Origin of the sequence: Ferrovibrio xuzhouensis, from assembly GCF_042648965.1 — a bacterium.
GTDB lineage: Bacteria > Pseudomonadota > Alphaproteobacteria > Ferrovibrionales > Ferrovibrionaceae > Ferrovibrio > Ferrovibrio xuzhouensis.
In genome coordinates, this window is the sequence record NZ_JBHRYJ010000001.1 from 931186 (window position 1) to 957162 (window position 25977).

Consider the following 25977-nt stretch of genomic DNA (forward strand, 5'->3'; position numbering starts at 1 on the left):
TGAGACGGAAAAACGGGGGACGCGATGAGCAGCAACGAGACGACCAAGCACCCGCTGAGCCTCGAGGAACTCGAGACCCTGGTGGCCGAGGCCGATACCGGCGGCCGCAAGCCCACCGGTGTGACGGCGCGCATCCTGTTCGTCATCGCGCTGTGCTGGTCGCTGTTCCAGCTCTGGTATGCCTCGCCGCTGCCCTACATGCTCGGCGTCGGCATCATCGGCGACAATTTCGCCCGTGAAATCCATCTCGCCTTCGCGCTGTTCCTTGCCGCCGCCACCTTCCCTGCCTTCAAGAGCTCGCCGCGCGACCGTATCCCGCTGGCCGACTGGGTCATCGGCATCGCCGGCGCCTGCGCATCGCTGTATCTGCTGGTCTTCTACCGCGACCTGATCCAGCGCCCCGGCCTGCCGACCACTGCCGATATCATCATGACCGTGATCGGCGTGCTGGTGCTGCTGGAAGCCGCGCGCCGCGCCGTCGGGCCGGCGATCACCGTGATCGCCGTGATCATGATCGCCTATATGTTCGCCGGGCCGCATCTGCCGGGCCTGCTGTCGCACAAGGGCGCCAGCCTGTCGCGCGCCTCGTCGCAGATGTGGCTGACCTCGGAAGGCATCTTCGGCGTCGCGCTCGGCGTGTCGACCAACGTGGTGTTCATGTTCGTGCTGTTCGGCACCCTGCTGGAAAAGGCCGGTGCCGGCGGCTTCTTCATCCAGGTCGCCTTCTCCCTGCTCGGCAAGTATCGCGGCGGTCCGGCCAAGGCGGGCGTCGTCGCCTCGGGCCTCACCGGCATGATCTCGGGTTCGTCGATTGCCAATGTGGTGACCACCGGCACCTTCACCATCCCGCTGATGAAGCGGGTCGGCTACAGCGCCACCAAGGCCGGCGCCATCGAATGCGCCGCCGGCGTCAACGGCCAGATCATGCCGCCGGTGATGGGCGCCGCCGCCTTCCTGATCGCCGAATATGTCGGCATTCCCTATGCCGACGTGGTCAAGCATGCCTTCTTCCCGGCCCTGCTGACCTACGGCTCGCTGTTCTACATCGTTGACATCGAGGCGATGAAAATGGGCCTCAAGGGCCTGCCGGTGCGCCAGATGCGCCCCGCCACCGCCACCCTGCTGCGCACCATCATGGGCATCGCCGGCTTCATCGTGCTCTGCGGCCTGGTCTATTACGGGCTCGGCTGGATGAAGGGCGCCTTCGGCGCCGCCGCCTCGCCGATCGCCGCGGTGCTGGTCGCCGCCGCCTATGTCGGGCTGGTCGCCTTCCGCGCCAAACATCCCGACCTGCCGCTCGACGATCCGGAAAAAGGCTTCCTCGAAGTGCCGGATTTTGCCGAGACGGCGCGCACCGGCCTGCATTTCCTGCTGCCGGTCGGCGTGCTGATCTGGTGCCTGATGGTCGAGGAACTGTCGCCCGGCCTGTCGGGTTTCTGGGGCACCGCGACGCTGATGGGACTGCTGCTGACCCAGCGGCCGCTGACTGCCTTCTTCCGCGGCCAGCGCGGCCTCGGCGCCGAATGGCTGCGCGGCAGCCGCGACCTGATCGAGGGCCTGGAAGCCGCCGCCCGCAACATGACGACAGTCGGCGTCGCCACCGCCACCGCCGGCATCATCGTCGGCGTCGTGCTGCTGACCGGCGTCGGCCTGGTGATGACCGAGCTGGTCGAATTCGTCTCGAACGGCAACATCATCATCATGCTGGTGCTGACCGCGATGATCTGCATCATCCTCGGCATGGGTATGCCGACCACCGCGAGCTATGTGGTGGTTGCCACCCTGATGGCGCCGGTGATCGTCAACCTCGCCGCCCAGAACGACCTGGCTGTGCCGCTGGTCGCGGTGCATCTGTTCGTCTTCTATTTCGGCCTGATGGCCGACGTCACCCCGCCGGTCGGCCTCGCCGCCTATGCAGCGGCGGCGATCTCGGGCGCCGATCCGGTCAAGACCGGCTACCAGGGCTTCATGTACGAAATCCGCACCGGCCTGCTGCCGTTCATCTTCATCTTCAACAATGCGCTGCTGATGATCGACATTCCCGGTCCGGTCGAACTGGTCTTCGTGCTGGGCTCGTCGGTGATCGCCATGTTCAGCTTCGTGGCGGCGACCCAGCACTGGCTGCTGATCCGGAACCGCTGGTACGAGACGCTGGCCCTGCTGCTGATCTGCTTCACGCTGTTCCGCCCCGGCTTCTGGCTCGACCAGATCAGCGAGCCGTTCATCGACCAGCCGGCCGCCGACCTGATGGCGGTGGCGGACCAGACGCCGACCGGCCAGGCCCTGCGGGTGCGCATCGAGACGCAGAACCTGAACGGCGACACCATCCAGAAGCTGATCCGCATCGACATGGGCAAGGGCGCCACCGGTGCCGAACGGCTGCGCAACGCCGGCCTCAACCTGACGACGCTCGGCGACACTACCACCGTCACCAACGTGCGGCTCGGCAGTGTCGTTGCCAAGAACGGCATCGTGCCGGGCGACACGATCCTTGCTGTCACCGTGCCGGCCGACCGCCCGTCGCGCTACTGGTTCACCCTGCCCGCCTTCGCCCTGCTGGCGGCGATCGTGCTGCTGCAACGGCGGCGGCGTAAATCGGCCCCGGTGGTGGTCGCGGCATAAGGGGGCTCGCATGAAGAAGGCTGTCGTCCTCTGCTCCGGCGGCGTCGATTCGGTGACGCTGGCCTGGAAGGTGGCTGCCGCCGGCGCGCTCGACCGCCTGGTGTCGTTCGACTACGGCCAGCGCCACAGCAAGGAAATCGAGCGCGCGGCGCTGGTGGCCGAGAGGCTCGGCGCGCGCCATGACGTGGTGAACATCCGCGAGCTGGCCCGCTTCCTGACCTCCTCGGCGCTGATCGCCGGCGGCGATACCGCCGTGCCGGACGGCCATTATGCCCAGGACAACATGAAGGCCACCGTGGTGCCGAACCGCAACGCCATCATGCTGTCGATCGCATTCGGCATCGCCGCCGGGGCCAAGGCCGATGCAGTTGGCATTGCCGTGCATGCCGGCGACCACTTCATCTATCCCGACTGCCGTCCGGCCTTCGTCGAGGCCTTTCGCGCCATGCAGGACTGCGCGCTGGAAGACATGTGGGAGGTCGAACTGTACGCACCCTTCACCGGCACCGACAAGGCCGGCATCGTGCGCGAAGGCACCAGCTTAGGCGTGCCCTACGAGATCACCTGGAGCTGCTACAAGGGCGGCGAGCGGCATTGCGGCCGTTGCGGCACCTGCGTCGAGCGGCGCGAGGCCTTCCATCTGGCCAATGTGCCCGACCCGACCGACTACGAGGACCCGGACTACTGGATCGAGGCCATCGCCAGGATGAAGGCCGGCAAACCGGCCTGACCCACCTCAGGCCGGCTGGATACCGAGCCGGCGGTCGCGGTTGCGCAGCAGGCGGATCGCCGGGATCGACAGCAACACCATCCACAGCTTGCCGATGATCTGGCCCTCCAGGTAGTCGATGCTGCCGAAGGCAAGCCAGAGAAACACTACCGAATCGACGCAGAGTCCGACTGCGGCCGAGGCGACCACGGCGCGGACCAGGCCGCGGCGCTGCAGCGGTGTGTAGACGGCGAAATCGGCCAGCTCCGACAGCAGGAAGGCCACCGCCGAGGCGGTCACCAGGGCCGGCGGCGCGATCAGTGCCGACAGCGCAGTGCCGACAACGATGGCGCCCAAGGTCCACAGCTTGCCGAGCCGGCGCTGCACCAGATCGCGCAACACCAGCGCCAGGCCGATCATCAGCACGCCGCTCGGCGCGGTGATCGGCTGTCCGTGCGGGCCCGGCGCCACCGGAATCAGGCAGGGACCCTGCGGCACGCAGACCGTGCCGACATGGCCGATCAGCCAGTTGGCTACCGGCACGCAGGCCATGAAGCCGGCCAGAAAGAGATATCCTTCGAGACGCAGACGGGTCACAGGCCTCTCCGTGTCCCGGTACCGGTCAGGCCGCCGCCATGCCGGCCCAGGGCTGGGCGATCTCGGTCATGCCGATACGGGCGCCATCGGCGCCGATCAGCACCGCGCTCGGGCAGGCAAAGGTCAGCGGATAGGGGCCGCGGCCGTGCTCGATGGTCTGCGGAAACCGCGCCGCCACCGCCGTGCGGATCGCCGCATCGAGCAGGGGATCGACCGTCGGCTGGCCCGGCACGCTGACGTCGATGCGCGGCTGGTGAAAGGCGTCTTCCAGCGACAGGCGGTAATCGACCAGCAGCGACAGCAGCTGCATCACCGCCGGCATGATGCGGCGGCCGCCCGACGCGCCGATCGCCAGCCACGGCGCGTCGCCATCCAGCGCCAGCACCGGCAGCATGTTGCTGAGCGGCCGTTTGGCCGCGCCGATGGAATTGGGCCGGCCCGGCCGGGTGTCGAACCACATGATGCCGTTATTCATCAGCACGCCGCTCTCCGGCAGCATCACACGGCTGCCGAACAGCGACAGCAGGGTCTGGGTCAGCGCCACCATGTTGCCGTCGCGGTCGATGACGCAGAGATTGGTGGTGCAGCCGCCCTGGTTCTCGGTATCGCCCATGCCGGCCAGCCGCTTTTCATAGGCCTCGGTCAGCCCTTCGGCATAGGCGACGAAACTGGCCGGCCCGAGCGGACGGGCGCGGTCCAGTTTCTGCGCCACGGTCTCGAGCGCATCGCGCAAAGACGGCCCCGCCGTCAGGCCCGGGGGCAGCAGCAGCGTCTTGTCGCCATAGGTATAGCGCAGCGGGGTGCTCAGCCGGGCGCGGTAGCCGGCCAGATCAGCCGCCGCGATCTTCGAGCCGCCGGCGGCGAAATCATGCACCAGCTTTGCCGCCAGGTCGCCCTCGTAATAGTCGCGCGCGCCGGCCGCCGCCAGCCGCTGCAGGCTGGCCAGCAGGGCGGCATTCTTCAGGCGCGGCACCGGGGCACCGCCGCCGTCGGGCGCCGGCGGAAAGCCGCCCGGCAGGAACATGGCGCGCGAGGCGGGAGAACGGTTCAGGTCCTTCGCCGCGCTGGTCGCCATCAGGCTGAGGTACCAGTCGACCTCCATGCCCTCCTGCGCCAGTTCGATGGCGGGCCCCAGGCTGTGCTGCCAGCTGCGCGTGCCGAAGGTCTTGAGCGCCAGCCGCATGCCCTCGGGCTGACCGGGCACGGCGATCGACGAATAACCAAGGATATTGCGGTCTTCCAGCACGGCGGGCCAGCCGAACAGGTCGCCGCCTTTTCCTTCCGCCAACGGATAATCGGCCGGGTCGAGTGCCGCCGCGCTGACCGCGCCGAAATCCACCACATGGCCGGCCTGTTTCTTCGCATCCCACACCATCATGTAGCCGCAACCGCCGATACCGCTCATCCACGGCTCCAGCGCGCCGAGCGCAAACGCCGTTGCCACCGCGGCATCGACGGCATTGCCGCCGGTCCGCAGCACAGCAGCGCCGATATCGGCCGCCTTCTGGTTCTGCGCGGCGACCACGCCATGCGCCGAGCGCACCGCTTCCTTGGTGAAACGCAGTGACCGGCTCAAATTCTGCGACATGCGGACTGTCTCCTGGTTATGCAATCGATGCCATGCAGGCAAGCACGCTGCATAGCGAAAAGGCAATTTTCGCGCCGCCCAGAGAATCGGCAATGATTCCCTTGACCTCGGCTGTCATACCATGGTGAGCTTTCGTTAGCGGTCAAACAATTTCAAGGGGGAGTATCATGCGTCCGCGCCATTTCCGCAGTCTCGTTTCAGCTTTTGCCATCTGTGCCAGCCTTGGTCTGGTCGTCGGCCTTGCCGCCGTCGCACCGGATGCCACCGCCCAGGACGGCAAGACCGTCCTGCGCTTTGTGCCGCATGCCGGCCTGCGCATCACCGACCCGATCATGACCACCGCGTATATCTCGCGCAATCACGGCTACATGATCTACGACACGCTGTTTTCGGTGAACGACAAGTTCGAGCCGAAACCGCAGATGGTCGAGAAATACGAGGTCAGCCCCGACAAGCTGACCTATACCTTCACGCTGCGCGACGGCCTGAAGTTCCATAACGGCAAGCCGGTCACCTCGGAAGACTGCATCGCTTCGATCAAGCGCTGGGGCCAGGTCGACGGCATGGGCCTCAAGCTGATGTCCACCACCAAGGATATGGTGGCGGTCAACGACAAGACCTTCCAGATCATCCTCAAGGAGCCCTATGGCCTGGTGATCGATTCACTGGCCAAGCCCAGCTCCAACGTGCCGTTCATCATGCCGAAGGAAATGGCCGATACCCCGGCCAACAAGCCGGTGCCGGACGATATCGGCTCGGGCCCCTACCGCATGGTCAAGAGCGAGTTCCAGCCCGGCGTCAAGGTGGTCTACGAGAAGTTCGCCGACTACAAGCCACGCAGCGAGCCGGCCAACAGCCTGTCCGGCGGCAAGGTGGCCAAGGTCGACCGCGTCGAGTGGATCACCATGTCGGATGCGCAGACCGCGACCAATGCCCTGGTCAAGGGCGAGATCGACATGATCGAGCAGACCTCCTTCGACCTGCTGCCGGAACTGGAAAAGTCCAAGGATATCACGATCAAGGACCTCAACCCGGCCGGCCAGCAATACATGCTGCGGCCGAACTGGCTGCAGCCGCCGCTGGACAACGTCAAGATCCGCAAGGTGATCATGGCCGCGGTGAACCAGGAAGACTATCTGGCCGCCCAGGTCGGCAACCCGAAGTACTATAAGGTCTGCCATGCCATGTTCGGCTGCGGCACGCCGCTGGCCACCGATGCCGGGGCGCCGACCAAGCACCCCAGCATTGCCGAACTGAAGAAGATGCTGAAGGAAAGCGGCTACAAGGGCGAGAAGATCGTCATCATGGCACCGACCGACCTGCTCAGCATCGCCCAGTTGCCGCTGGTGACGGCGCCGCTGCTGCGCGAGATCGGCTTCAACGTCGACCTGCAGACGATGGACTGGCAGACGCTGGTCGGTCGCCGCGCCAAGAAGGACCCGATCGACCAGGGCGGCTGGCACATCTTCCACACTTCCTGGTACGTGGCCGACCTGCTGAACCCGATCGCCAATGCCGGCGTGCGCGGCCTCGGCTTCGGCGAAGGCGGCTGGTTCGGCTGGAGCAAGGACCCGGAGATGGAGAAGCTGCGCAACGCCTATGCCGCCGAAACCGATCCGGCCAAGCAGAAGCAGATCGCCGCCGAGGTGCAGAAACGCGCCTATGACCAGGTCTTCTTCGTCCCGCTGGGCGAAGTGCACCTGCCGAGCGCCTTCCGCAAGAACGTTTCCGGCGTGCTGTCGACGCCGGCGATGGCCCTGTGGAACATCGAAAAGAAGTAATGCTGTAACATGTATCGCGTTCGACGGATTCAATGCTTCGACTGATCTTGTCGCGTCTGGTGGCCGCCATCCCTGTGATGGGGGTGGTGGCCATCTTCGTTTTCCTGATGTTGCGGCTCAGCCCCGGCGATCCGGCGGCGATCCTGGCCGGCGACGCAGCAACCCCCGAAACCATCGCCGCGATCCGCGCCGGCCTCGGCCTCGACCAGCCGATCTGGGTGCAGTTCGTCCACTGGATCGGCGATCTGGCCCAGGGCGACCTCGGCCGCTCGGTGCTGTCCAAGCAGCCGGTGATGCATATGATCGCCGACCGCATCGAGCCCACCATCTCGCTGGCCATCGTCACCCTGATCTTCTCGGTCGTCGTCGCCGTGCCGATCGGCATCATTGCCGCCTGGAAGCAGGGCAGCTGGATCGACCGCAGCATCATGGCGCTGTCGGTCGCCGGCTTCTCGGTGCCGGTCTTCGTGCTCGGCTATATCCTGATCTACATCTTCTCGATCAAGCTGGACCTGCTGCCGGTGCAGGGCTTTGTCTCGATCCGCGAGGGGCTGTGGCCCTTCCTGCAAAACATGATCCTGCCCACCCTGGCGCTCGGCTTCATCTACATCGCACTGTTCGCCCGCATCACCCGCGCCTCGATGCTGGAGGTGCTGGGCGAAGATTACATCCGCACCGCCTATGCCAAGGGCCTGCCTGACCGCGCGGTGCTGACCCGTCACGCCCTGCGCAACGCGGCCGTGCCGATTGTCTCGGTCATCGGCATCGGTTTCGCCCTGCTGATCGGCGGCGTCGTCATCACCGAGACGGTATTCAACATCCCCGGCCTCGGCCGACTGGTGGTCGAGGCGGTGCTGGCCCGCGACTATCCGATCATCCAGGGCATTATCCTGCTATTCTCGGGCATCTATGTCCTGATCAACCTCCTCATCGATATCGCCTATGTCCTGCTCGACCCCAGGATCAGGTATTAGGGGCCGACCATGCGTGCCGCATTCCGTCATCCGCTGTTCCGTAATCCCGCCGTGCTGGCCGGCGGCGGCATCCTGCTGCTGCTGGTGCTGATGGCCATTCTTGCGCCGCTGCTGAGTCATGCCGATCCGCTGGCCATCGCGCCGCGCTTCCGTCTGAAACCGCCCTCGCCGCAGTTTCCGATGGGCAGCGACAAACTCGGCCGCGACGTGCTGACCCGGTCCTTCTACGGTGCCCGCGTCTCGCTGCTGGTCAGCATCTGCGTCGCCACCATCGCCATCTCGACCGGCCTCGTGATCGGCCTGGTCGCCGGCTATATCCGCCGCCTCGACGGTGTGATCATGCGTGTCATGGACGGCCTGATGGCGATTCCCGGCATCCTGCTCGCCATCGCGCTGGTCTCGCTGTCAGGCTCCAGCCTCTACACCGTGATCATCGCCATCGTGGTGCCGGAAATCCCGCGCGTCGCCCGCCTGGTGCGCAGCGTGGTGCTGTCGATCCGCGAGGAACCCTATGTCGAGGCGGCCGTGGGCCTCGGCACCTCGACCTACCGCATCCTGACCCAGCATATCCTGCCCAACACCATCGCGCCGCTGATCGTGCAGGGCACATACATCTGCGCCTCGGCGATCCTGACCGAGGCGATCCTCAGCTTCCTCGGCGCCGGCCTGTCGAGCGAGATCCCGACCTGGGGCAACATCATTGCCGACGGCCGCGACGTGTTCCAGCGCGCGCCCTGGATCATCCTGTTCCCCGGCGCCTTCCTCGCCGCCACCATCCTCGCCGTCAACATCCTCGGCGACGGCCTGCGCGACACGCTGGACCCGCGCATGAAAAAGCGGCTGGGGGCCTGATATCATGAGCGAATCTCTCACTAAAACTCCCGTGCTCAGCATCCGCGACCTCAGCGTCGGCCTGCCGAAGGGCGGCGACCGCGCCCATGCCGTGCGCGGCCTCAGCCTCGACGTGATGCCGGGCGAGATTGTCTGCCTGGTCGGCGAGAGCGGCTCGGGCAAGTCGGTCACGGCATCGACGGTGATGCGGCTCAGCCCGCTGCCGATCAGCAGCGGCAATATCCTGCTGGAAGGCGAGGATGTGCTGGCCGCCGGCAAGCCGCGCCTGCGCGAGCTGCGCGGCAGCCGCATGTCGATGATCTTCCAGGAGCCGATGACGGCGCTCAACCCGGTGCACCGGGTCGGCGAGCAGGTCATCGAGTTGCTGCGCGCCCATAAGTGGAAGGGCAACTGGGTCAGCCCGGAAGAGCGCGTCCAGCAGCTTTTCGCCGACGTGCACCTGCCCGATCCTGCGCGCCTGATGAATGCCTATCCGCACCAGCTGTCGGGCGGCCAGCGTCAGCGCGTGATGATCGCCATGGCGCTGGCCATGGAGCCGGCCCTGCTGATCGCCGACGAGCCGACCACGGCGCTCGACGTCACCACCCAGGCCCAGATCCTCGAACTGCTGCGCGAGCTGCAGCGCAAGCGCGGCACCGGCGTGCTGTTCATCACCCATGATTTCGGCGTCGTCGCCGATATCGCCGACCGTGTCGTCGTCATGCGCTACGGCGAGGTGGTGGAAAGCGGCGCTGCCCAGGAGGTGCTGTACAACCCGCAGCACGACTATACGAAGATGCTGATCGCCGCGGTGCCGCGCCTGACGCCGCGCGCTGCCCGGCCGCTGGCGGGGGCGCCGGTGCTGGATGCGAAAGACCTCAGCAAGCTTTATGTCTCGACCTCGATGTTCAAGGGCACCCGCGAAATTCGCGCCGTCGACGGCGTCAATCTTTCGCTCTACAAGGGCCAGACGCTCGGCATCGTTGGCGAAAGCGGTTCGGGCAAATCCACCGCGGCGCGCTGCGTCGCCCGGCTGATCGAGCCGACCGGCGGCCAGGTGCTGCTGGATGGCCACGACATCGCCGGGCTGCAGGAACGCGCCCTGCACCCCTATCGTCGCCGCATCCAGGTGGTCTTCCAGGACCCGTATCGTTCGCTCAATCCGCGCCGCACCGTGGGCGATTCGATCATCGAGGGGCCGCTGAACTACGGCACGTCACGCGCCGAAGCGCTGGAGCGCGCCCGCGGCCTACTCGATACCGTCGGCCTTGATCCCAATGCGCTCGACCGCTTTCCGCACCAGTTTTCGGGCGGCCAGCGGCAGCGCATCGCCATCGCCCGCGCGCTGGCCATGCAGCCGGAGATCCTGATCGCCGACGAAGCGGTCTCGGCGCTGGACGTCTCGGTGCAGGCCCAGGTGCTGGAACTGCTGGAGCAGATCCGCGACCGCTTCGGCATCAGCATCCTGTTCATCACCCATGACCTGCGGGTCGCCGCCCGGCTCTGCGACCGCATCATGGTGATGCAGCGCGGCAAGGTGGTGGAATTCGCCGATACCGCCACGCTGTTCGCCGATCCGCAGCATGAATACACCAAGCAGCTGTTTGCCGCCCTGCCGGGCCGGCACTGGCTGGAGGCCACGCCGGCAGCCTGATCCGGACCGGCAGCGCGGCGTAGCGCCGCAGGAGGCAGACCATGTCCGATACCCTCGACCGTCCGCTCGACAAGGCGCAGATCACTGCGGCCATATCCTCCCTGCGCGACGAGGCCATCACGCTGCTGGGCGACCTGGTGCGCCATCCATCCCTGCTCGGCGACGAACGCAGCGCCCAGGACCATATGCGCGGCGTGTTCGAAGGCATGGGGCTCAGGGTCGACGAATTCGCCATTGACGAGGCGAAGATCAAGGGTCACCCCGGCTATTCGCCCTCCATCGTCTCCTACGACGGCCGCCACAATGTGGTCGGCGTGCACGAGCCGAAGCATGGCACCCATGGCAAATCGCTGATCTGCAACGGCCATATCGACGTGGTCCCGGTCGGCGCCGAAAGCCTGTGGACCAGGGGCCCCTTCGAGCCGTGGATCGACGGCGACCGCTTCTACGGCCGGGGCGCCGGCGACATGAAGGCCGGCATCGTCGCCTACACCATGGCGCTGAAGGCCCTGCAGAAGCTGGGCTATGAGCCGGCGGCGAAAGTCGTGCTGCAGTCAGTGGTCGAGGAAGAATGCACCGGCAACGGCGCGCTGGCCTGTCTGGTCGAGGGCTATACCGCCGATGCGGCGATCATCCCGGAGCCGACGCCCGGCATCATGCAGGCGCAGATGGGCGTCATGTGGCTCGCCATCGAGATCGCCGGCAAGCCGGTGCATGCCTCAGTGGCCCATACCGGCGTCGGCGCCATCGATTTCGCCACCTACATGTTCAGTGCGCTGAAGAAGCTGGAAGCCAGGTGGAACGCGCCGGGCCACCGCCATGCCTGCTATCACGGTCACGAGCATCCGGTGAACTTCAACCTCGGCAAGATCACCGGTGGCGAATGGGCCTCCTCGGTGCCCACTGCCGCGCGCGCCGATATCCGCATCGGCTTCTATCCCGGCCGCAAGCCGGAAGATGTGCGCGCCGAGATCGAGGCAGTGCTGGCCGAGGCCTATCGCCAGCATCCGTCCAGCAACAGCCTGCGCTACAGCGTGGTCTACGAGGGCTTCCAGGCCGAGGGCTTCGCGCTCGACATGAACATGCCAGTGATCACCACCTTGTCCGACTGCTGCCGCGAGGTGCTCGGCAAGGTGCCGCCCTATACGGCGTTTACCGGCACCACCGATGCGCGCTTCTTCAACCTCTACGGCAACACCCCGGCCACCTGCTATGGCCCCCATGCCGAGAATATCCACGGCATCGACGAATGGGTGTCAATCGACAGCATGATGCAGGTCGCCACCGTGCTGGCGCTGTTCATGGTCCGCTGGTGCGGCGTGAACCGGCTCGACGACTGACCGCACCACCTTCCGGGAGGAAAAAGACATGGCGGCTCTGCACGACCTGACGGCGCATGACCTGTGGATGGGCTATCGCACCGGGCGGATCTCGCCGGTCGAGGCGACGAAGGCGGCGCTGGACCGCATCACCGCCTGGGAGCCGAAGCTGAACGCCATGTACATCACCGACGCCGCGGGCGCGCTGGCCCAGGCGAAGGCGGCGGAAAAGCGCTGGAAAGCGGGCGCGGCACTCGGGCCGCTGGACGGCGTGCCGATCACCATCAAGGACAATATCGCCACCAAGGGCTGGCCGGCGCCGGTCGGCACCGCGGCTGGCGACCTGACGCCCGGCACGGTCGATGCGCCGCCAGCGGCCCGCGTGCGCGAGGCCGGCTGTGTCATCCTCGGCAAGACCACCATGCCCGATTTCGGCATGCTGGCGTCGGGCGTCTCCAGCCTGCACGGCATCACCCGCAATCCGTGGAACACCATGCGCAACACCGCCGGCTCGTCCTCAGGGGCCGGCGCGGCGATTGCCGCCGGCTACGGCCCGCTGGCGCTCGGCACCGACATCGGCGGCTCGGTGCGCCTGCCCGCGGCCTACAACGGCATCTTCGCGTTGAAGCCGAGCCTCGGCCGCGTGCCGGTCAATCCGCCCTGGCTCGGCCGCGTGACGGGGCCGATGACCCGCACGGTGATGGATGCCGCCCTGCTGATGAACGAACTGACCCGGCCGGATGCGCGCGACTATATGTGCCTGCCCTACGAGGAGATGGATTATCCCAAGCTGCTCGACGGTGAAGTGAAGGGCAAGCGGATCGGCCTGCTGCTCGATATCGGCACCGGCCTGCCGCTGCAGCCGGCGGTGCGCGATGCCATCGAACGGGCGGCGAAACTGTTCGCCGCCGCCGGCGCCACGGTCGAACCGGTCAAGCCCTTCATCAGCCAGGCCATGGTCGACGGCCTCGATGTCGTGTTCCGCTCGCGCGCCTGGGCGGATTTCGAACAGATGACCCCGGAGCGGCAGGCGAAAGTGCTGCCCTTCATCGCCAGCTGGTGCCGCACCGCCGCCGGGCTGACCGCGGCCGATGCCATGCGCGGTATGGCCCAGCTGTTTGCGCTCCGCGAGGCGGCCGTCACCGCCACCGAGCCGTTCGATTTCCTGCTGTCGCCGACCTCGCCGATCACGGCTTACGCCGCCGAAGAAGCCTGCCCCGGCGACGATCCGGCCCAGCCGTTCGGCCATATCTGCTTCACCGCGCCGTTCAACATGTCGGAGCAGCCGGCCGCCTCGATCTGCTGCGGCTACGATGCCGGCGGCCTGCCGATCGGCCTGCAGATCATCGGCCACCGCTTCGACGATGCCGGCGTGCTGCGCATGGCGCATATCTTCGAGCAGCTCCGCCCCGCCCTGCACCCCTGGCCGCAGCCCTGATGCAGCCCTGAGCCGCGGGCCAGCCGCCCTTTGGCCGGCAAACCGCCAGTGGGGGCTGTCGACGGTCTGGACTTGTATATACAATTGAACCTATACTCCGGCATCGCCACAACGACGAGGGGACCGGACCGCGATGACCGGGTCGAAACCGAAGCCGGACGCCCATACCGGACCAACGCCGCGGTACCGGCGGGTCAAGGAATACATCGTCAAGCATATCGAGGACGGCGGCTGGCGCGCCGGCGAGCAGGTGCCCTCCGAAAGCACGCTGGTGCGCGACCTCAAGGTCAGCCGCATGACCGTCAACCGGGCGCTGCGCGAACTCAGCCAGGAAGGCCTGCTGGTCCGGGTCCAGGGTACCGGAACCTTCGTTGCCGAAAAGCGGCCGATCTTCAACCTGGTCGAACTGCGCAACATCGCCGAGGAAATCCGCGAACGCGGCCAGCGCCACACCGCCCATGTCGAGCTGCTGAAGGCCGAAAAGGCCAATGCCGAGACCGCCCGTGACCTCGGCCTGCCGCCCGGCGCCACGGTCTGGCATTCGGTCATGGTCCATGCCGCCGACGGCGTACCGCTGCAGGTGGAAGACCGCTATGTCAATCCCGATACCGCGCCGGGCTATCTCGATGCCGATTTCGAGACCGAGACGCCAAACGAATTCCTGATGCGCGCGGCGCCGGCCACCGAGGTCGAGCATATCGTCGAGGCCATCATGCCCGACACGCGCATTCGCCGGCTGCTGAAAATGACCGAGGGTGAACCCTGCCTGCGGCTGCGCCGGCGCACTTGGTCGGGGCCGCTGATCGTCTCGGCCGCGCGCCTGATCTATCCGGGCCATGCCCATCGCTTCGCCACTCGCTTTTCCTATCGCGCCGACGGCACGTCGAAGCGCTCGTTCATCTGAGTGAGGTCTACCCCCCGATGTCTGCTCCTGTGCCTGCTGCTTCCCAGTCCGATCCGCGCCGCGACAATTCCCGTGTCATCCGCAGCCCGACCGGTCCCGACCTGCATACCGAGAACTGGCAGATCGAGGCCGTCTACCGGATGATGCGCAACAACCTCGATCCGGATGTCGCCGAGAAGCCCGAGGAACTCGTGGTCTATGGCGGCATCGGCCGTGCCGCGCGCAACTGGCAGTGCTTTGACCAGATCCAGAAGGCACTGACCGGCCTGAAGGCGAACGAGACCCTGCTGGTGCAGTCGGGCAAGGCGGTCGGCGTGTTCCGCACCCATGAGGATGCGCCGCGCGTGCTGCTGGCCAACTCGAATCTCGTGCCGGAATGGGCGACCTGGGAACATTTCAACGAACTCGACCGCAAGGGCCTGATGATGTATGGCCAGATGACGGCCGGCTCGTGGATCTATATCGGCAGCCAGGGCATCGTCCAGGGCACCTACGAGACCTTCGTCGAGATGGGTCGCCAGCACTACAACGGCGACCTGAAAGGCCGCTGGATTCTCACCGCCGGCCTCGGCGGCATGGGCGGCGCCCAGACCCTGGCCGCCACCATGGCCGGCGCCTCGATCGTCGCCATCGAATGCCAGCCGTCGCGCATCGAAATGCGCATGCGCACCGGCTATGTCGACAAGCAGGCGCGCAGCCTCGACGAGGCGCTTGCCATGCTGCAGGAGGCGAAGACCGCCGGGCGGCCGGTTTCCATCGGCCTGCTCGGCAATGCCGCCGAACTGCTGCCCGAGATGGTGAAACGCGACATCCGCCCAGACGCCGTGACCGACCAGACCAGCGCCCATGACCCGCTGAACGGCTACCTGCCGGCCGGCTGGACCCTGGAGCAATGGGAACAGGCGAAACAGACCGACCCTGATCGCGTAGTCGCCGCCGCCAAGCGGTCCATGGCCGATCACGTGCGCGCCATGCTGGCCTTTCAGAAGCTGGGCATCCCCACCTTCGACTACGGCAACAACATCCGCCAGATGGCCAAGGAGGTCGGCGTCGCCGAGGCCTTCAACTTCCCGGGCTTCGTGCCGGCCTATATCCGGCCGCTGTTCTGCCGCGGCATCGGCCCGTTCCGCTGGGTGGCGCTGTCGGGTGACCCGGAAGACATCTACAAGACCGACGCCAAGGTGAAGGAGCTGATCCCCGACGATCCGCATCTGCATGCCTGGCTCGACATGGCGCGGTCGCGCATCAAGTTCCAGGGCTTGCCGGCGCGCATCTGCTGGGTCGGCCTCGGCCAGCGCCACCGGCTTGGCCTCGCCTTCAACGAGATGGTGAAAAACGGCGAGCTGAAAGGCCCGATCGTGATCGGCCGCGATCACCTCGATTCCGGCTCGGTCGCCAGCCCGAACCGCGAGACGGAAAGCATGAAGGACGGCTCGGATGCCGTCTCCGACTGGCCGCTGCTGAACGCCCTGCTGAACACCGCTTCGGGCGCCACCTGGGTGTCGCTGCACCATGGCGGCGGCGTCGGCATGGGCTTTTCGCAGCATGCCGGCGTGGTGATCGTCGCCGACGGCACCGATGCGGCGGCCAAGCGGCTGGAGCGCGTGCTGTGGAACGATCCCGCCACCGGCGTGATGCGCCATGCCGATGCCGGCTATGAGAGCGCTGTCGACTGTGCCCGCGAACAGGGACTGAACCTACCCTTCCTGCAGGACTGACCGGCCTCATTCTGGTTCCACTTGTCTTTGCCAGACTGGATATTCCAGAAGGCCAGTTCGTGTGATTACATGAGGGCTCCTTTCCGGAGTTCCCCATGTATCTACCCCCGCATTTCCGCGACGACGACATCCCCGGCATCCATGCCGCAATCCGGGCGGCCCGCCTGTGCAATCTGGTCACCGCCACCGCCGACGGCCTGATCGCCACGCCGCTGCCGATGATCCTTGACGAGACGGAAGCGCCGAACGGCGTCCTCTATGGTCATGTCGCCAGGGCCAATCCGCAATGGAAGACACCGGTCACCGGTGAAGCGATGGCGATCTTCATGGGGCCGGACGCTTATGTCTCGCCGTCCTGGTACGCCACCAAGCAGGAGACCGGCAAGGTGGTGCCGACCTGGAACTATGTGGCCGTGCATGCCTATGGCCCGGTGGAATTCTTCGAGGATGCCGACCGGTTACTCGCTCTCGTCACCCGGCTGACCCGGCTGCATGAACAGGGCCGCGACAAGCCCTGGGCGGTCAGCGACGCGCCGGAGGATTTCATCCGGGGCCAGCTGAAAGGCATCGTCGGCCTGCGGCTGCCGATCACGCGGCTCGATGCCAAGCGCAAGATGAGCCAGAACCGCAACGAAGCCGACCGCGCTGGCGTCGCCGCCGGGCTGTCTGCCAGCAGCGACCCGCGGGACCAGACGGTGGCAACACTGATCCCCCGCTGAGGGCCGCGTCAGTCCGGAGCCGGATTGTTTCACCGTGGCATCGGGCAGCATCCGGAGTATACTCGGGAGAAAAGGGTTACCTCCCGATGCTATACACCTTGAAATTGCGCCGCAGTGGCCGGCGCCTCCTGCCGACCATAGCCGGCCTGGCTGTGCTGTTCGTGGTCTGCGGCGGCGTCGTCATGCTGTTGCGTTCGGGCGGCGGGTCGGACGGCCCGTATTACACGCCCGGTGTGACACCCAGTCGCGAGGAATGCGTGCTGGCCAAAATGAAGACCTATGCCAAGGTGACCAAGCAGACGCTGACCAATATCGCCGAGGAATGCGAGCTGACGGTGCAGAGCATCGAAGGCCACGAGAAACTGCGCAGGGCCTGGGAAGCCCGCGAAGCGGCCCGCCCACCCGAACCGCTGCCGGCCGCCGAACCCGCCAAGGCCCAGCCCGAAGGCGACAAGCTGCGCCGGGTGTGGAACTGAACTAGCCGCTGCCGTCGCCACCGGCCGCCTTGTACTGCGCGTTGGCGAACTGGCTCTGCACCAGCCCGGCGAACAGGCCATCGGGGACCGCCGCGAGGTCGTCGAAACGGCCGCGCTCGACGATGCGGCCGTGGTCCAGCACCAGAATGAGATCGGCGCGCCGCACGGTGGCCAGCCGGTGTGCGATGATGAAGGTGGTCCGGCCCCGCATCAGTGCATCGAGTGCCTTCTGGATACGCGCCTCGGTCGCGGCATCAAGCGCCGAGGTCGCCTCATCGAGGATCAGCAGCGGCGGATTCTTCAGCAGCGCGCGGGCGATGGCGATGCGCTGGCGTTCGCCGCCGCTCAGATTCACGCCGCGCTCGCCGACCAGGGTGGCATAACCATCCGGCTGGCGCAGGATGAAGTCATGCGCCTCGGCGAGGCGCGCGGCCTGCTCGACTTCCGCATCACTCGCCTCCGGCCGGCCGATGTGGATGTTGTCGGCGATCGAGCGGCGGAACACCGCGCTGTCCTGGAACACCACGCCGATATTGCGGCGCAGGCTTTCGACCGTGACATCGCGGATATCCGTCCCGTCGATCAGGATGCGGCCCGACTGCGGGTCCCACAGCCGGCTGAGCAGGGCCATCGATGAGGATTTCCCGGAACCGGTCGGCCCGACCAGGGCCACTGTCTGGCCGGCTTCGGCGGCAAACGTCAGGTCGGTCACCGCCGGCCGGCGGCCATCGTAGGACAGCGTGACCTGCTCGAAGGCGACGGCACCGCGCAAGACCCCGGCATCGCGGGCGCCGGGCCGGTCACGCACGGCGGATTGCGTATCCAGCACGGTGAAGAATTCGCCGAGGCTGTGCATCTGGAAGAACATGCGGCTGACAAAGCCCATCGCTGCCTCGAGCCGGCCGATCAGCATGGTGGCGAAGCCCATGAAGCTGACGATCTCGCCGACCGAAGTCTGGCCCTGCAGATGCAGCCAGCTGCCCAGCACAAAAATCGCGATGATGGTGATGGTCGCGGCCATGCGGCTGAGCACGGTCATCAGCGCCCAGAGGTTCAGCACCGGATACTGCGCCTTCAGCAGGCGTTCCATCACGGCCGCAAGCTCACGCGCCTCCAGCGCCAGCCGTACGAAGCTCTGCACCAGCACGACATTGCCGAGCGCGTCGCCGGCCCGCGCCGCCAGTTCGGAATGATAGCCTTCGACCTTCGCCTGGGCGGTTTCCGTCTTCACCACCACGATGGCGCTGACCGCGGCGAAGACAACGATCAGGGCGATCAGCAGCAGGCCAAGCCGCCAGTTCAGATACAGCGACAGCGGCAGCAGGGCCAGCACGGCAACGAAGGTCGACAGATGCTCGCGGAAAAAGGCGAGCCACAGGCCGAACAGGTTGTCGGTGCCGTTCAGCATCACCTTCAGCAGGGTGCCGGAATGGGTGGCGCTGTGAAAGGCCGCCGGCAGGCTCAGCACATGTTCGAAATACAGCGCCATGGCGGCGAGCCGGCGACGATGGGCCAGCCGGTCGGCATGCAGCGCGACGAGGATGCCGGCGATAATACCGCCGAGGCCGGCCACACCCCACAGCAGCAGCAGCCGGATGGTATCCGACCAGGCGGCAGCGTTGCCGGTCCCAGTTGCAGTAACCGGTACCGACAGCACGTCGATGATGCGGCCGAACAGCAGCGGCTCGATGAAGCCGACGCCGGCCAGTGCGATATTGGCCGCCGCCAGCACCGCCGCGAGGCGCTTTTCCGGCTCGAGCAGACCGAGTACCCGGCCATAGATGCGCAGGAATTCCATGCCGGTATCATGCGCGGCGGACCGCGGCCGGGCTAGGCCTTGCCGCAGCGGCAGAATCGGCGATAGTGCCGGAACATTTCCGCCGGAGACCCGTTATGACCGCTGCCGCCCTCGCCCTTTCCGCCCGCGACCGCATCGAGGCCTGCCTCGCCCGCATCGCCGATCCGGCCGGCGAAGGCAGCCGGGCGTTTACTCGGGTCTATGCTGATACCGCCCGCGCCGCCGCCGAGGCCGCCGATGCCCGCGCCAGGCTCGGCCGCAGCCTCGGGCCGCTGGATGGCCGCATCGTGTCGGTGAAGGACCTCTTCGACATGCCGGGCGAGGTGACCACCGCCGGTTCGACGCTGCTGCGCGATGCCGCCCCGGCAACCGCCATGGCCCCGGCCATCGCCCGCCTGGCCGCCGCCGGTGCCGTGCTGGTCGGCAAGACCAACATGACCGAATTCGCCTTTTCCGGCGTCGGCATCAACCCGCATTACGGCACGCCCGGCAATCCGGCCGACCGCAGCCGCATCCCCGGCGGATCGAGTTCCGGCGGTGCCGTCTCGGTGGCCGACGGCATGGCCGAGATCGCCATCGGTTCGGATACCGGCGGCTCGACCCGCATCCCGGCGGCGCTCTGCGGCATTACCGGCTGGAAGCCGAGCCAGTATCGGGTGCCGACGGCGGGCGCCTTCCCGCTGTCCTATGCGCTCGACAGCATCGGCCCGATGGCGCGCAGCGTCACCGACTGCGCGCTGGCCGACGCCGTGATGGCCGGCGAGACGCCGCAGGCGCCGGTCGCCGCGCCGCTGGCCGGCCTGCGGCTCGGCATCCCGCGCGGCCCGCTGCTCGACGGGCTCGATCCGGTCGTGGCCGCCGCCTATGACGCGGCGCTGAAGCTGCTGGGCGGCACCGGCGTGCGGCTGACCGACGAGCCGCTCGCGTTGCTGTCCGAAGCGGCCGAGGTGAATGCCCGCGGCGGGCTGACGGCGGCCGAATCCTTTTTCATCCATCGCGCGTGGATCGACAGCAGGGCCGATGCCTTCGACCCACTGGTGCGCACCCGCATCGACCGCGGCCGCGCGATCAGCGCCGCCGACTACATCCACATGCAGCACCGCCGCCGCGACCTGATCGCCGCCATGGACCTGCGGCTCGGCGACCTCGACGCCCTGGTGCTGCCGACCACGCCGATCCCGGCACCGAAGATCGCCGATCTCGCGGCCAGCGAGCCGGCCTTCACCGCCGCCAACATCGCCCTGCTGCGCAACACCTCGGCCGGCAATTTCTTCGACCTCTGCGGCATTTCCCTGCCGCTGCCGGTGGCCGGTGGCCTGCCGGTCGGCCTGATGCTGCTGGCCCGCAATGGCCAGGACGCCCGGCTGCTGCGAATCGCGGCCGCCGTCGAAGGTTTGATTTCTGGAAAATAACAAATAATTTCAATACTATAAACTAATTGACCGAATCCGTTATGCGGTTTATCGTTCACGCTATGAACAGTTCGACCGGAAAGCCCACCTCCGACAATCAGGACGCGGCCACCATGGTCGCCCTGCTGGAAGCGATCGGCAGCGGCGACGAGCATACCCAGCGCACCCTGGCGACCCGCATGGGGGTGGCGCTCGGCCTGGCCAATGCGCTGCTCAAGCGCTGTGCCGCCAAGGGCCTCGTGAAGATCCAGAATGCCCCGGCCCGCCGCTATGCCTATTACCTGACGCCCAAGGGCTTTGCCGAGAAGAGCCGGCTGGTGGCGGAATATCTTGAAACCTCGCTGCATTTCTTTCGAGGTGCCCGTAGCCAGTATGAGGAGGCCTTCGCCGCCCTCGCTGCCCGCGGCATCCATCGCGTCGCCCTTGTCGGCAGCGGCGAGCTGGCCGAAATCGCCTTGCTCTCCGCGTCCTCTGCCGGCGTCACCGTGGTTGCCGTCATCGCGCCGGAGCGGAATATCGCCAGCTTCCATGGCCGCCCGATCGTCCCCGACCTGACGGCCGCCAGGGTCCTGAAGGCCGAAGCCGTGGCCATCGCCGACAGCCAGCAGCCGCAGACCGTCTATGACAGCCTGCGTCGCGACCTGCCGACAGACCGCATCGTGACGCCGCGCCTGCTGCATGTCACCACGACGAACCCTGCCGCCGAACGCGAGAATGCGGCATGACGACCTGGTTTGCCGTCTATACCCAGCCGCACAAGGAAGTCCTTGCCTCTCAGCACCTGCGCAACCAGGGCTTCGCCGTCTACCTGCCGCAATACCAGAAACTCTGTCGTCGGGCCGGCAAGGCGCCCGGCATCATCGCCGCGCCGCTTTTCCCACGCTATCTGTTTGCCGGCGTCGACACCGAGACCCAGCGCTGGCGTTCGGTCAACGGCACCCGGGGTGTCATCGGCTTGGTAATGTTCGGTGAGACCCCGATCCCGGTGCCAGAAGCGGTAATCGCGGAAATCCGCAGCCGCGAGGACGAAACCGGCTATATCCGGCTCAACCCGCCCGGCTTTCGGCGCGGCCAGGCGCTGCGCATCGTCGACGGCCCGATGGCCGATACCGCGGCTATTTTCGAGGAAGCGGTGGATGGCGACCGGGCCATTCTGCTGATTTCCCTGCTCGGCCGCATGGTCCGCACCCGGATGCCGCTGCGCCAGGTGGAAGCTGCCTGACGGCCCGCCCCTGACGGCTGGAAAACCCGGTCCGGGGGGCGTATAAGCCCCGCCCATGACCAGCCCCGCCCCGCAGAAACCCGCGCCCAAAGTCGGCATCGTCAGCCTCGGCTGCCCGAAGGCGCTGGTCGATTCCGAACGCATCATCACCAAGCTGCGCGCCGAGGGCTACAGCATCTCGGGCTCCTACGACGCCGCCGATGTGGTGCTGGTGAATACCTGCGGCTTCCTCGACAGTGCCAAGCAGGAATCGCTGGAGGCGATCGGCGAGGCGATGCGCGAGAACGGCCGGGTGATCGTCACCGGCTGCATGGGCGTCGAGTCCGAGAAGATCCGCGGCATGTTCCCCGACGTGCTGGCGGTGACCGGCCCGCAGCAGTATGAGGCGGTGGTCGAGGCAGTGCACGAGGCGGCGCCGCCGGTGCATGACCCCTTCGTCGATCTGGTGCCGCCACAGGGCATCCGGCTGACGCCGCGGCATTACGCCTACCTGAAGATTTCCGAAGGCTGCAACCACAGCTGCAGCTTCTGCATCATCCCGTCCATGCGCGGCAAGCTGGCCAGCCGGCAGGCCAACGACGTCCTCTACGAAGCCGAACGGCTGGTCAAGGCCGGCGTGAAGGAACTGCTGGTCATTTCGCAGGACACCTCGGCCTATGGCGTTGACCTTCGCCATGCCGAAAGCCAGTGGCGCGACCGCAAGGTGAAGGCGCGGCTGACCGAGCTCTGCGATGCCATGGGCAGCCTTGGCGCCTGGGTACGGCTGCATTACGTCTATCCCTATCCGCATGTCGACGAGGTCATTCCGCTGATGGCGGAGGGCAAGCTGCTGCCCTATCTTGACATCCCGTTCCAGCATGGCGCGCCCTCGGTACTGAAGGCGATGCGCCGCCCGGGCAACCAGGAAAAGGTGCTGGCGCGCATCCGTGCCTGGCGCGACATCTGCCCGGATCTGGCCATCCGCTCGACCTTCATCGTCGGCTTCCCGGGCGAGACCGAAACCGAGTTCCAGGCCCTGCTCGACTGGATCGATGAAGCCCAGCTCGACCGGGTCGGCTGCTTCAAATACGAGAATGTCGAAGGCGCCGCCGCCAACGATCTGCCCGGCCATGTATCTGACGAAGTCAAGCAGGAGCGCTGGGAGCGCTTCATGGCGGCCCAGCAGACAATCAGCGCCGCCCGCCTGAAGGCGAAGGTCGGCCGCACGCTCGACGTCATCATCGACGACGCGAAGCGTACCACCGCCACCGGCCGCACCTATGCCGATGCCCCGGAAATCGACGGCATCGTCAAGATAAGGAATGCCGCCGGCCTGCAGACGGGCGATATCGTCAAGGTCGCCATCGACAAGGCGACAGCCTACGATCTCAGCGGATCGGTTGTCGCCTGACTGCGGTCACTCCGCGTGGTCGTGGGCGTAGCTGATCGCCCAGTAGTCGAACAGCACGGCAAAGCCGGCCAGCAGCAGGCCGAAGGCTGCGATGCTGTCATCCTTGGCGCCGGCGGCCAGCACCAGGCCGACCAGGCCGAACACCGTCACCAGGGCGGCGAACAGCCAGAAGCTCACCAGATCTTCGATCGATTTCATTGTCTGCTCCGTTGTTGGGGCGGTTGCGCCGATGGCCGGGCACGCGCCTCGGCATCGGCATCGTCGAACAGCACGCGGCGCGCGGCGCCGTCGAGATCCTCGAACTGGCCCGACCGCAGGGCCCACAGGAAGGCCAGCATGCCGATCAGGCCGAGGCCGAGCGCGGCGGGAATCAGATACAGCAGCACGGTCATGGCCGGGCCTCCCAGGATGCAGTCGCGCCGCCGCCACGGCCCCAGTCGAGCCGCAGCGCATTGAGCACCACCACCAGCGACGAGCCCGACATGGCGGCGGCCGCGATCAGCGGGGTGACGAAGCCAGCAATCGCCAGCGGCACGGCGAGCAGATTGTAGCCGAGCGCGAAGCCGAGATTCTGCCAGACCAGGCGGCGGCTGCGCCGTGCCACGGCTAGGAACTCGCCCACCGCGCCGAGCCGGCCACCCTGGAATACCGCATCGGCGGCATTCTGCGCGATGTCGAGGCCGCTCGATGGCGACAGCGAGGCATCGGCTGCCGCCAGCGCCACCGCGTCGTTCAGCCCGTCGCCAACCATCAGCACATGCCGGCCGGCCTGCTTCAGTGTGGCGATTGCTGCCGCCTTGCCGGCCGGATCGACCTGAGCCTGCCAGTCGGTGATGCCGAGTGCACCGGCAACGGCGGCCACCGCCGCCGGCCGGTCGCCCGACAGCAGCACGATCTTCAGTCCCGTCGCCCGCAGGGCGGCCAGTGCATCCGGTGCATCGCCGCGCAGGCTGTCGCGGAAGCGCAGGCGCAGCGGGCGCTGGCCCGGCCGGGTGAACCACAATTCGCTGCAATCGTCGGCCGGACCGGCCACCGCGCCGGCGAAGCGGGCATGGCCAAGCCGCCATTCGCCCGCAGTGGTGCGCCGCCGCAGACCGGCGCCGGGCATTTCCTCGACATCGCCGGCCGGTTCGGCATCCGGGCAAGCCGCGACCAGCGCGCGGCAGAGCGGATGGCGGCTGCGCGCGGCCAGTCCCGCCGCCTCGCGCAGCACGGCCGAGTCGAGGCCATCGTCGAGCAGGCGCGGCGCGCCGAGCGTCAGCGTGCCGGTCTTGTCGAACACCACGGTATCGATGGCGGCCGCACGTTCCAGCGCGCTCGCCGATTTCAGCAGGATGCCGCGCCGCATCAGACGGCTCGAGGCGATCACCTGCACGGCCGGCACTGCCAGCGCCAGCGCGCAGGGACAGGTGATGATCAGCACGGCGGCAGCGATCAGCACGGCACCGCGCAGGTCAAGGCCGCCAACCAGCAGCCAGCCGAGGAAACTGAGCAGCGCCGTGCTGTGCACCACCGGCGCATACCAGCGCGCCACCCGGTCGGCGAGCCGCACGTAGGCGCCACGCGCCTGTTCGGCCGCTTCCATCAGGCGGGCGATCTCGCCCAGCAAGGTGCCACGACCGACCGCCGTGGCGATCACCGTCAGCGGCGCATCGAGGTTGATCATGCCGGCGAAGACGCGGGTGCCCGGCCCGGCCGGCTGCGGCAGGGTTTCGCCGCTGATCAGGCTGGCGTCGAGCGCGGACCGGCCGGTCTCGACGACGCCGTCGACCGGGATACGCTCGCCGGTCGCCACGGCCACGCGATCGCCGGCCAGCACCTTGTGGGCCGGCCGCTGGCGGATGCCGTCTGCCGTCAGCACGCTGACCGGCCGCACCGTGAAGGCGACCAGCCGCTGGGCGGCGCGACGGGCGAAGCCGCGCGCGCGCAGGTCGAGATAACGGCCGACCAGCAGGAAGAACAGCAGGGTCACGGCGGCATCGAAATAGGCATGCGGGCCCGAGCGCAGCAGCTCGGCGATGCTGACCCCGGCCGCCAGCAGCACGCCGATCGATACCGGCACATCCATGTTGGCGCGGCCATGGCGCAGGGCCGCCCAAGCAGAGCCGAAGAACGGCCGGCCGGCATAGGCGATCGCCGGCAGGGCGATCAGCCCCGAGACGGCATGGAACAGGTCGCGGGTCGCCGGACCCATCGAGCCCGACATGCCCGACCACACCGCCACCGACAGCAGCATGACATTGGCAGCCGCGAAACCCGCCACCGCCATGGCGCGCAGCAGCGCCTTTTCTTCCGCCTGCCCGGCCTGTTCGGCGGCATCGGCGGTATAGGGCAGGCACCGGTAGCCCAGCCGGTGCAGCGTGCCGGCCAGCAGGTTGACCCGTGCCGCCTCGCCCGACCAGACGATGACCAGACGCCGCGTGGTGGCCGACAGCCGGGCCTTTGCCACGCCGGGCTGGGCATGCAGCGCCTGTTCGATCAGCCACAGGCAGGCGGCGCAATGCAGCCCCTCGACCAGCAGCTCGATGCGATGGCGGCCGTCGGGCAGGGTCTCGACGAAATCGGTCCAGTCGGCCGCCTCGTCGCCTTCGGGCCGCGCCGGGCCGCCGAGCGCATCGCGCAGGCTGTAATAGCGATCAAGCCCGAGGCCGTGGATCAGCCGGCGCGCCCCGGAACAGCCGCGGCAGCAGAACCGCAGCCCGTCGTCGCCCACCGGCGCGCCCCCCAGCGGACCGCCGCAATGGTCGCAGAGCGCCGCTGCCGTCGCCGGGGCGGCGGCGGCCGGATCAGGACCGATACGGCGTTCAGCGAGGCTCATCCTGGCC

General features: G+C 67.3%; 22 protein-coding genes. 16 read left to right on the forward strand and 6 right to left on the reverse strand.

The window, feature by feature from the left end:
• Positions 1–24 precede the first annotated feature (24 nt).
• Positions 25–2622 (forward strand): TRAP transporter permease, encoded by a 2598-nt coding sequence (locus ACFOOQ_RS04600; RefSeq protein ID WP_379722294.1) that lies wholly within the window; start codon positions 25–27, stop codon positions 2620–2622.
• Between the two features lie 10 nt (positions 2623–2632).
• Positions 2633–3352 carry a 7-cyano-7-deazaguanine synthase QueC gene (gene queC / locus ACFOOQ_RS04605; RefSeq protein ID WP_379722296.1) on the forward strand — a complete coding sequence of 240 codons (720 nt, stop codon included), beginning with the start codon at positions 2633–2635 and terminating at the stop codon, positions 3350–3352.
• A 6-nt stretch (positions 3353–3358) separates the two neighbouring features.
• On the opposite strand, the gene ACFOOQ_RS04610 is transcribed toward queC, so the two are convergent.
• Together ACFOOQ_RS04610 and ACFOOQ_RS04615 are read right to left on the reverse strand one after the other, a co-directional pair.
• Positions 3359–3928 carry a VUT family protein gene (locus ACFOOQ_RS04610; RefSeq protein ID WP_379722298.1) on the reverse strand — a complete coding sequence of 190 codons (570 nt, stop codon included), beginning with the start codon at positions 3926–3928 and terminating at the stop codon, positions 3359–3361.
• Between the two features lie 25 nt (positions 3929–3953).
• The gene (locus ACFOOQ_RS04615; protein WP_379722300.1) at positions 3954–5516 is read right to left on the reverse strand and encodes a gamma-glutamyltransferase family protein; all 1563 of its coding nucleotides are present in this window, start codon (positions 5514–5516) and stop codon (positions 3954–3956) included.
• 167 nt (positions 5517–5683) lie between these two features.
• On the opposite strand from ACFOOQ_RS04615, the gene ACFOOQ_RS04620 reads away from it, so the two are divergent.
• From ACFOOQ_RS04620 to ACFOOQ_RS04665, 10 genes are all read left to right on the forward strand, one after another.
• Positions 5684–7297 carry an ABC transporter substrate-binding protein gene (locus ACFOOQ_RS04620; RefSeq protein ID WP_379722302.1) on the forward strand — a complete coding sequence of 538 codons (1614 nt, stop codon included), beginning with the start codon at positions 5684–5686 and terminating at the stop codon, positions 7295–7297.
• A gap of 32 nt (positions 7298–7329) precedes the next feature.
• The gene (locus ACFOOQ_RS04625) at positions 7330–8271 is read left to right on the forward strand and encodes an ABC transporter permease (protein WP_379722304.1); all 942 of its coding nucleotides are present in this window, start codon (positions 7330–7332) and stop codon (positions 8269–8271) included.
• A 9-nt stretch (positions 8272–8280) separates the two neighbouring features.
• Positions 8281–9123, forward strand: a complete 843-nt coding sequence (locus ACFOOQ_RS04630; RefSeq protein WP_379722306.1) for an ABC transporter permease — start codon at positions 8281–8283, stop codon at positions 9121–9123.
• A gap of 4 nt (positions 9124–9127) precedes the next feature.
• Positions 9128–10756, forward strand: coding sequence for an ABC transporter ATP-binding protein (locus ACFOOQ_RS04635; RefSeq protein ID WP_379722308.1), 1629 nt, complete (start codon positions 9128–9130; stop codon positions 10754–10756).
• Positions 10757–10797: 41 nt separating this feature from the next.
• Positions 10798–12096, forward strand: coding sequence for a M20 family metallopeptidase (locus ACFOOQ_RS04640; protein ID WP_379722310.1), 1299 nt, complete (start codon positions 10798–10800; stop codon positions 12094–12096).
• 28 nt (positions 12097–12124) lie between these two features.
• Positions 12125–13513, forward strand: a complete 1389-nt coding sequence (locus tag ACFOOQ_RS04645; protein ID WP_379722312.1) for an amidase — start codon at positions 12125–12127, stop codon at positions 13511–13513.
• Positions 13514–13646: 133 nt separating this feature from the next.
• Positions 13647–14417 (forward strand): histidine utilization repressor, encoded by a 771-nt coding sequence (gene hutC / locus ACFOOQ_RS04650; RefSeq protein ID WP_379722314.1) that lies wholly within the window; start codon positions 13647–13649, stop codon positions 14415–14417.
• Between the two features lie 29 nt (positions 14418–14446).
• Entirely contained in the window at positions 14447–16135 is a 1689-nt protein-coding gene (hutU, locus tag ACFOOQ_RS04655; RefSeq protein WP_379722316.1) for a urocanate hydratase, read from the forward strand.
• Between the two features lie 95 nt (positions 16136–16230).
• Complete coding sequence (locus ACFOOQ_RS04660) at positions 16231–16854, forward strand: FMN-binding negative transcriptional regulator (RefSeq protein WP_379722318.1); 624 nt, start codon at positions 16231–16233, stop codon at positions 16852–16854.
• Positions 16855–16940: 86 nt separating this feature from the next.
• Complete coding sequence (locus tag ACFOOQ_RS04665; RefSeq protein ID WP_379722320.1) at positions 16941–17330, forward strand: hypothetical protein; 390 nt, start codon at positions 16941–16943, stop codon at positions 17328–17330.
• A 1-nt stretch (position 17331) separates the two neighbouring features.
• Here ACFOOQ_RS04665 and ACFOOQ_RS04670 read toward each other — a convergent pair whose 3' ends face one another.
• Positions 17332–19128 carry a glucan ABC transporter ATP-binding protein/ permease gene (locus tag ACFOOQ_RS04670; RefSeq protein ID WP_379722322.1) on the reverse strand — a complete coding sequence of 599 codons (1797 nt, stop codon included), beginning with the start codon at positions 19126–19128 and terminating at the stop codon, positions 17332–17334.
• Between the two features lie 95 nt (positions 19129–19223).
• Here ACFOOQ_RS04670 and ACFOOQ_RS04675 point away from each other — a divergent pair, with 95 nt between their 5' ends.
• From ACFOOQ_RS04675 to rimO, 4 genes are all read left to right on the forward strand, one after another.
• Positions 19224–20540: an amidase gene (locus tag ACFOOQ_RS04675; protein WP_379722324.1), complete on the forward strand. Its 1317-nt coding sequence runs from the start codon at positions 19224–19226 to the stop codon at positions 20538–20540.
• 62 nt (positions 20541–20602) lie between these two features.
• Positions 20603–21265: a MarR family transcriptional regulator gene (locus ACFOOQ_RS04680; RefSeq protein ID WP_379722326.1), complete on the forward strand. Its 663-nt coding sequence runs from the start codon at positions 20603–20605 to the stop codon at positions 21263–21265.
• Positions 21262–21762: a transcription termination/antitermination protein NusG gene (gene nusG, locus ACFOOQ_RS04685; protein ID WP_379722328.1), complete on the forward strand. Its 501-nt coding sequence runs from the start codon at positions 21262–21264 to the stop codon at positions 21760–21762. The genes ACFOOQ_RS04680 and nusG overlap by 4 nt, the downstream gene beginning before the upstream one ends.
• A 55-nt stretch (positions 21763–21817) precedes the next feature.
• A complete protein-coding gene (gene rimO, locus ACFOOQ_RS04690; RefSeq protein WP_379722329.1) occupies positions 21818–23152 on the forward strand; it encodes a 30S ribosomal protein S12 methylthiotransferase RimO in 1335 nt (444 codons plus the stop codon).
• 6 nt (positions 23153–23158) lie between these two features.
• Here rimO and ACFOOQ_RS04695 read toward each other — a convergent pair whose 3' ends face one another.
• Genes ACFOOQ_RS04695 through ACFOOQ_RS04705 form a run of 3 tightly spaced genes read right to left on the reverse strand, consistent with a single transcriptional unit; the run spans position 23159 to position 25970 of the window.
• Positions 23159–23350, reverse strand: coding sequence for a hypothetical protein (locus ACFOOQ_RS04695; RefSeq protein WP_379722331.1), 192 nt, complete (start codon positions 23348–23350; stop codon positions 23159–23161).
• Positions 23347–23544, reverse strand: coding sequence for a cbb3-type cytochrome oxidase assembly protein CcoS (gene ccoS / locus ACFOOQ_RS04700; protein WP_379722333.1), 198 nt, complete (start codon positions 23542–23544; stop codon positions 23347–23349). The genes ACFOOQ_RS04695 and ccoS overlap by 4 nt, the downstream gene beginning before the upstream one ends.
• Positions 23541–25970, reverse strand: a complete 2430-nt coding sequence (locus tag ACFOOQ_RS04705; RefSeq protein WP_379722335.1) for a heavy metal translocating P-type ATPase metal-binding domain-containing protein — start codon at positions 25968–25970, stop codon at positions 23541–23543. The genes ccoS and ACFOOQ_RS04705 overlap by 4 nt, the downstream gene beginning before the upstream one ends.
• Positions 25971–25977 lie beyond the last annotated feature (7 nt).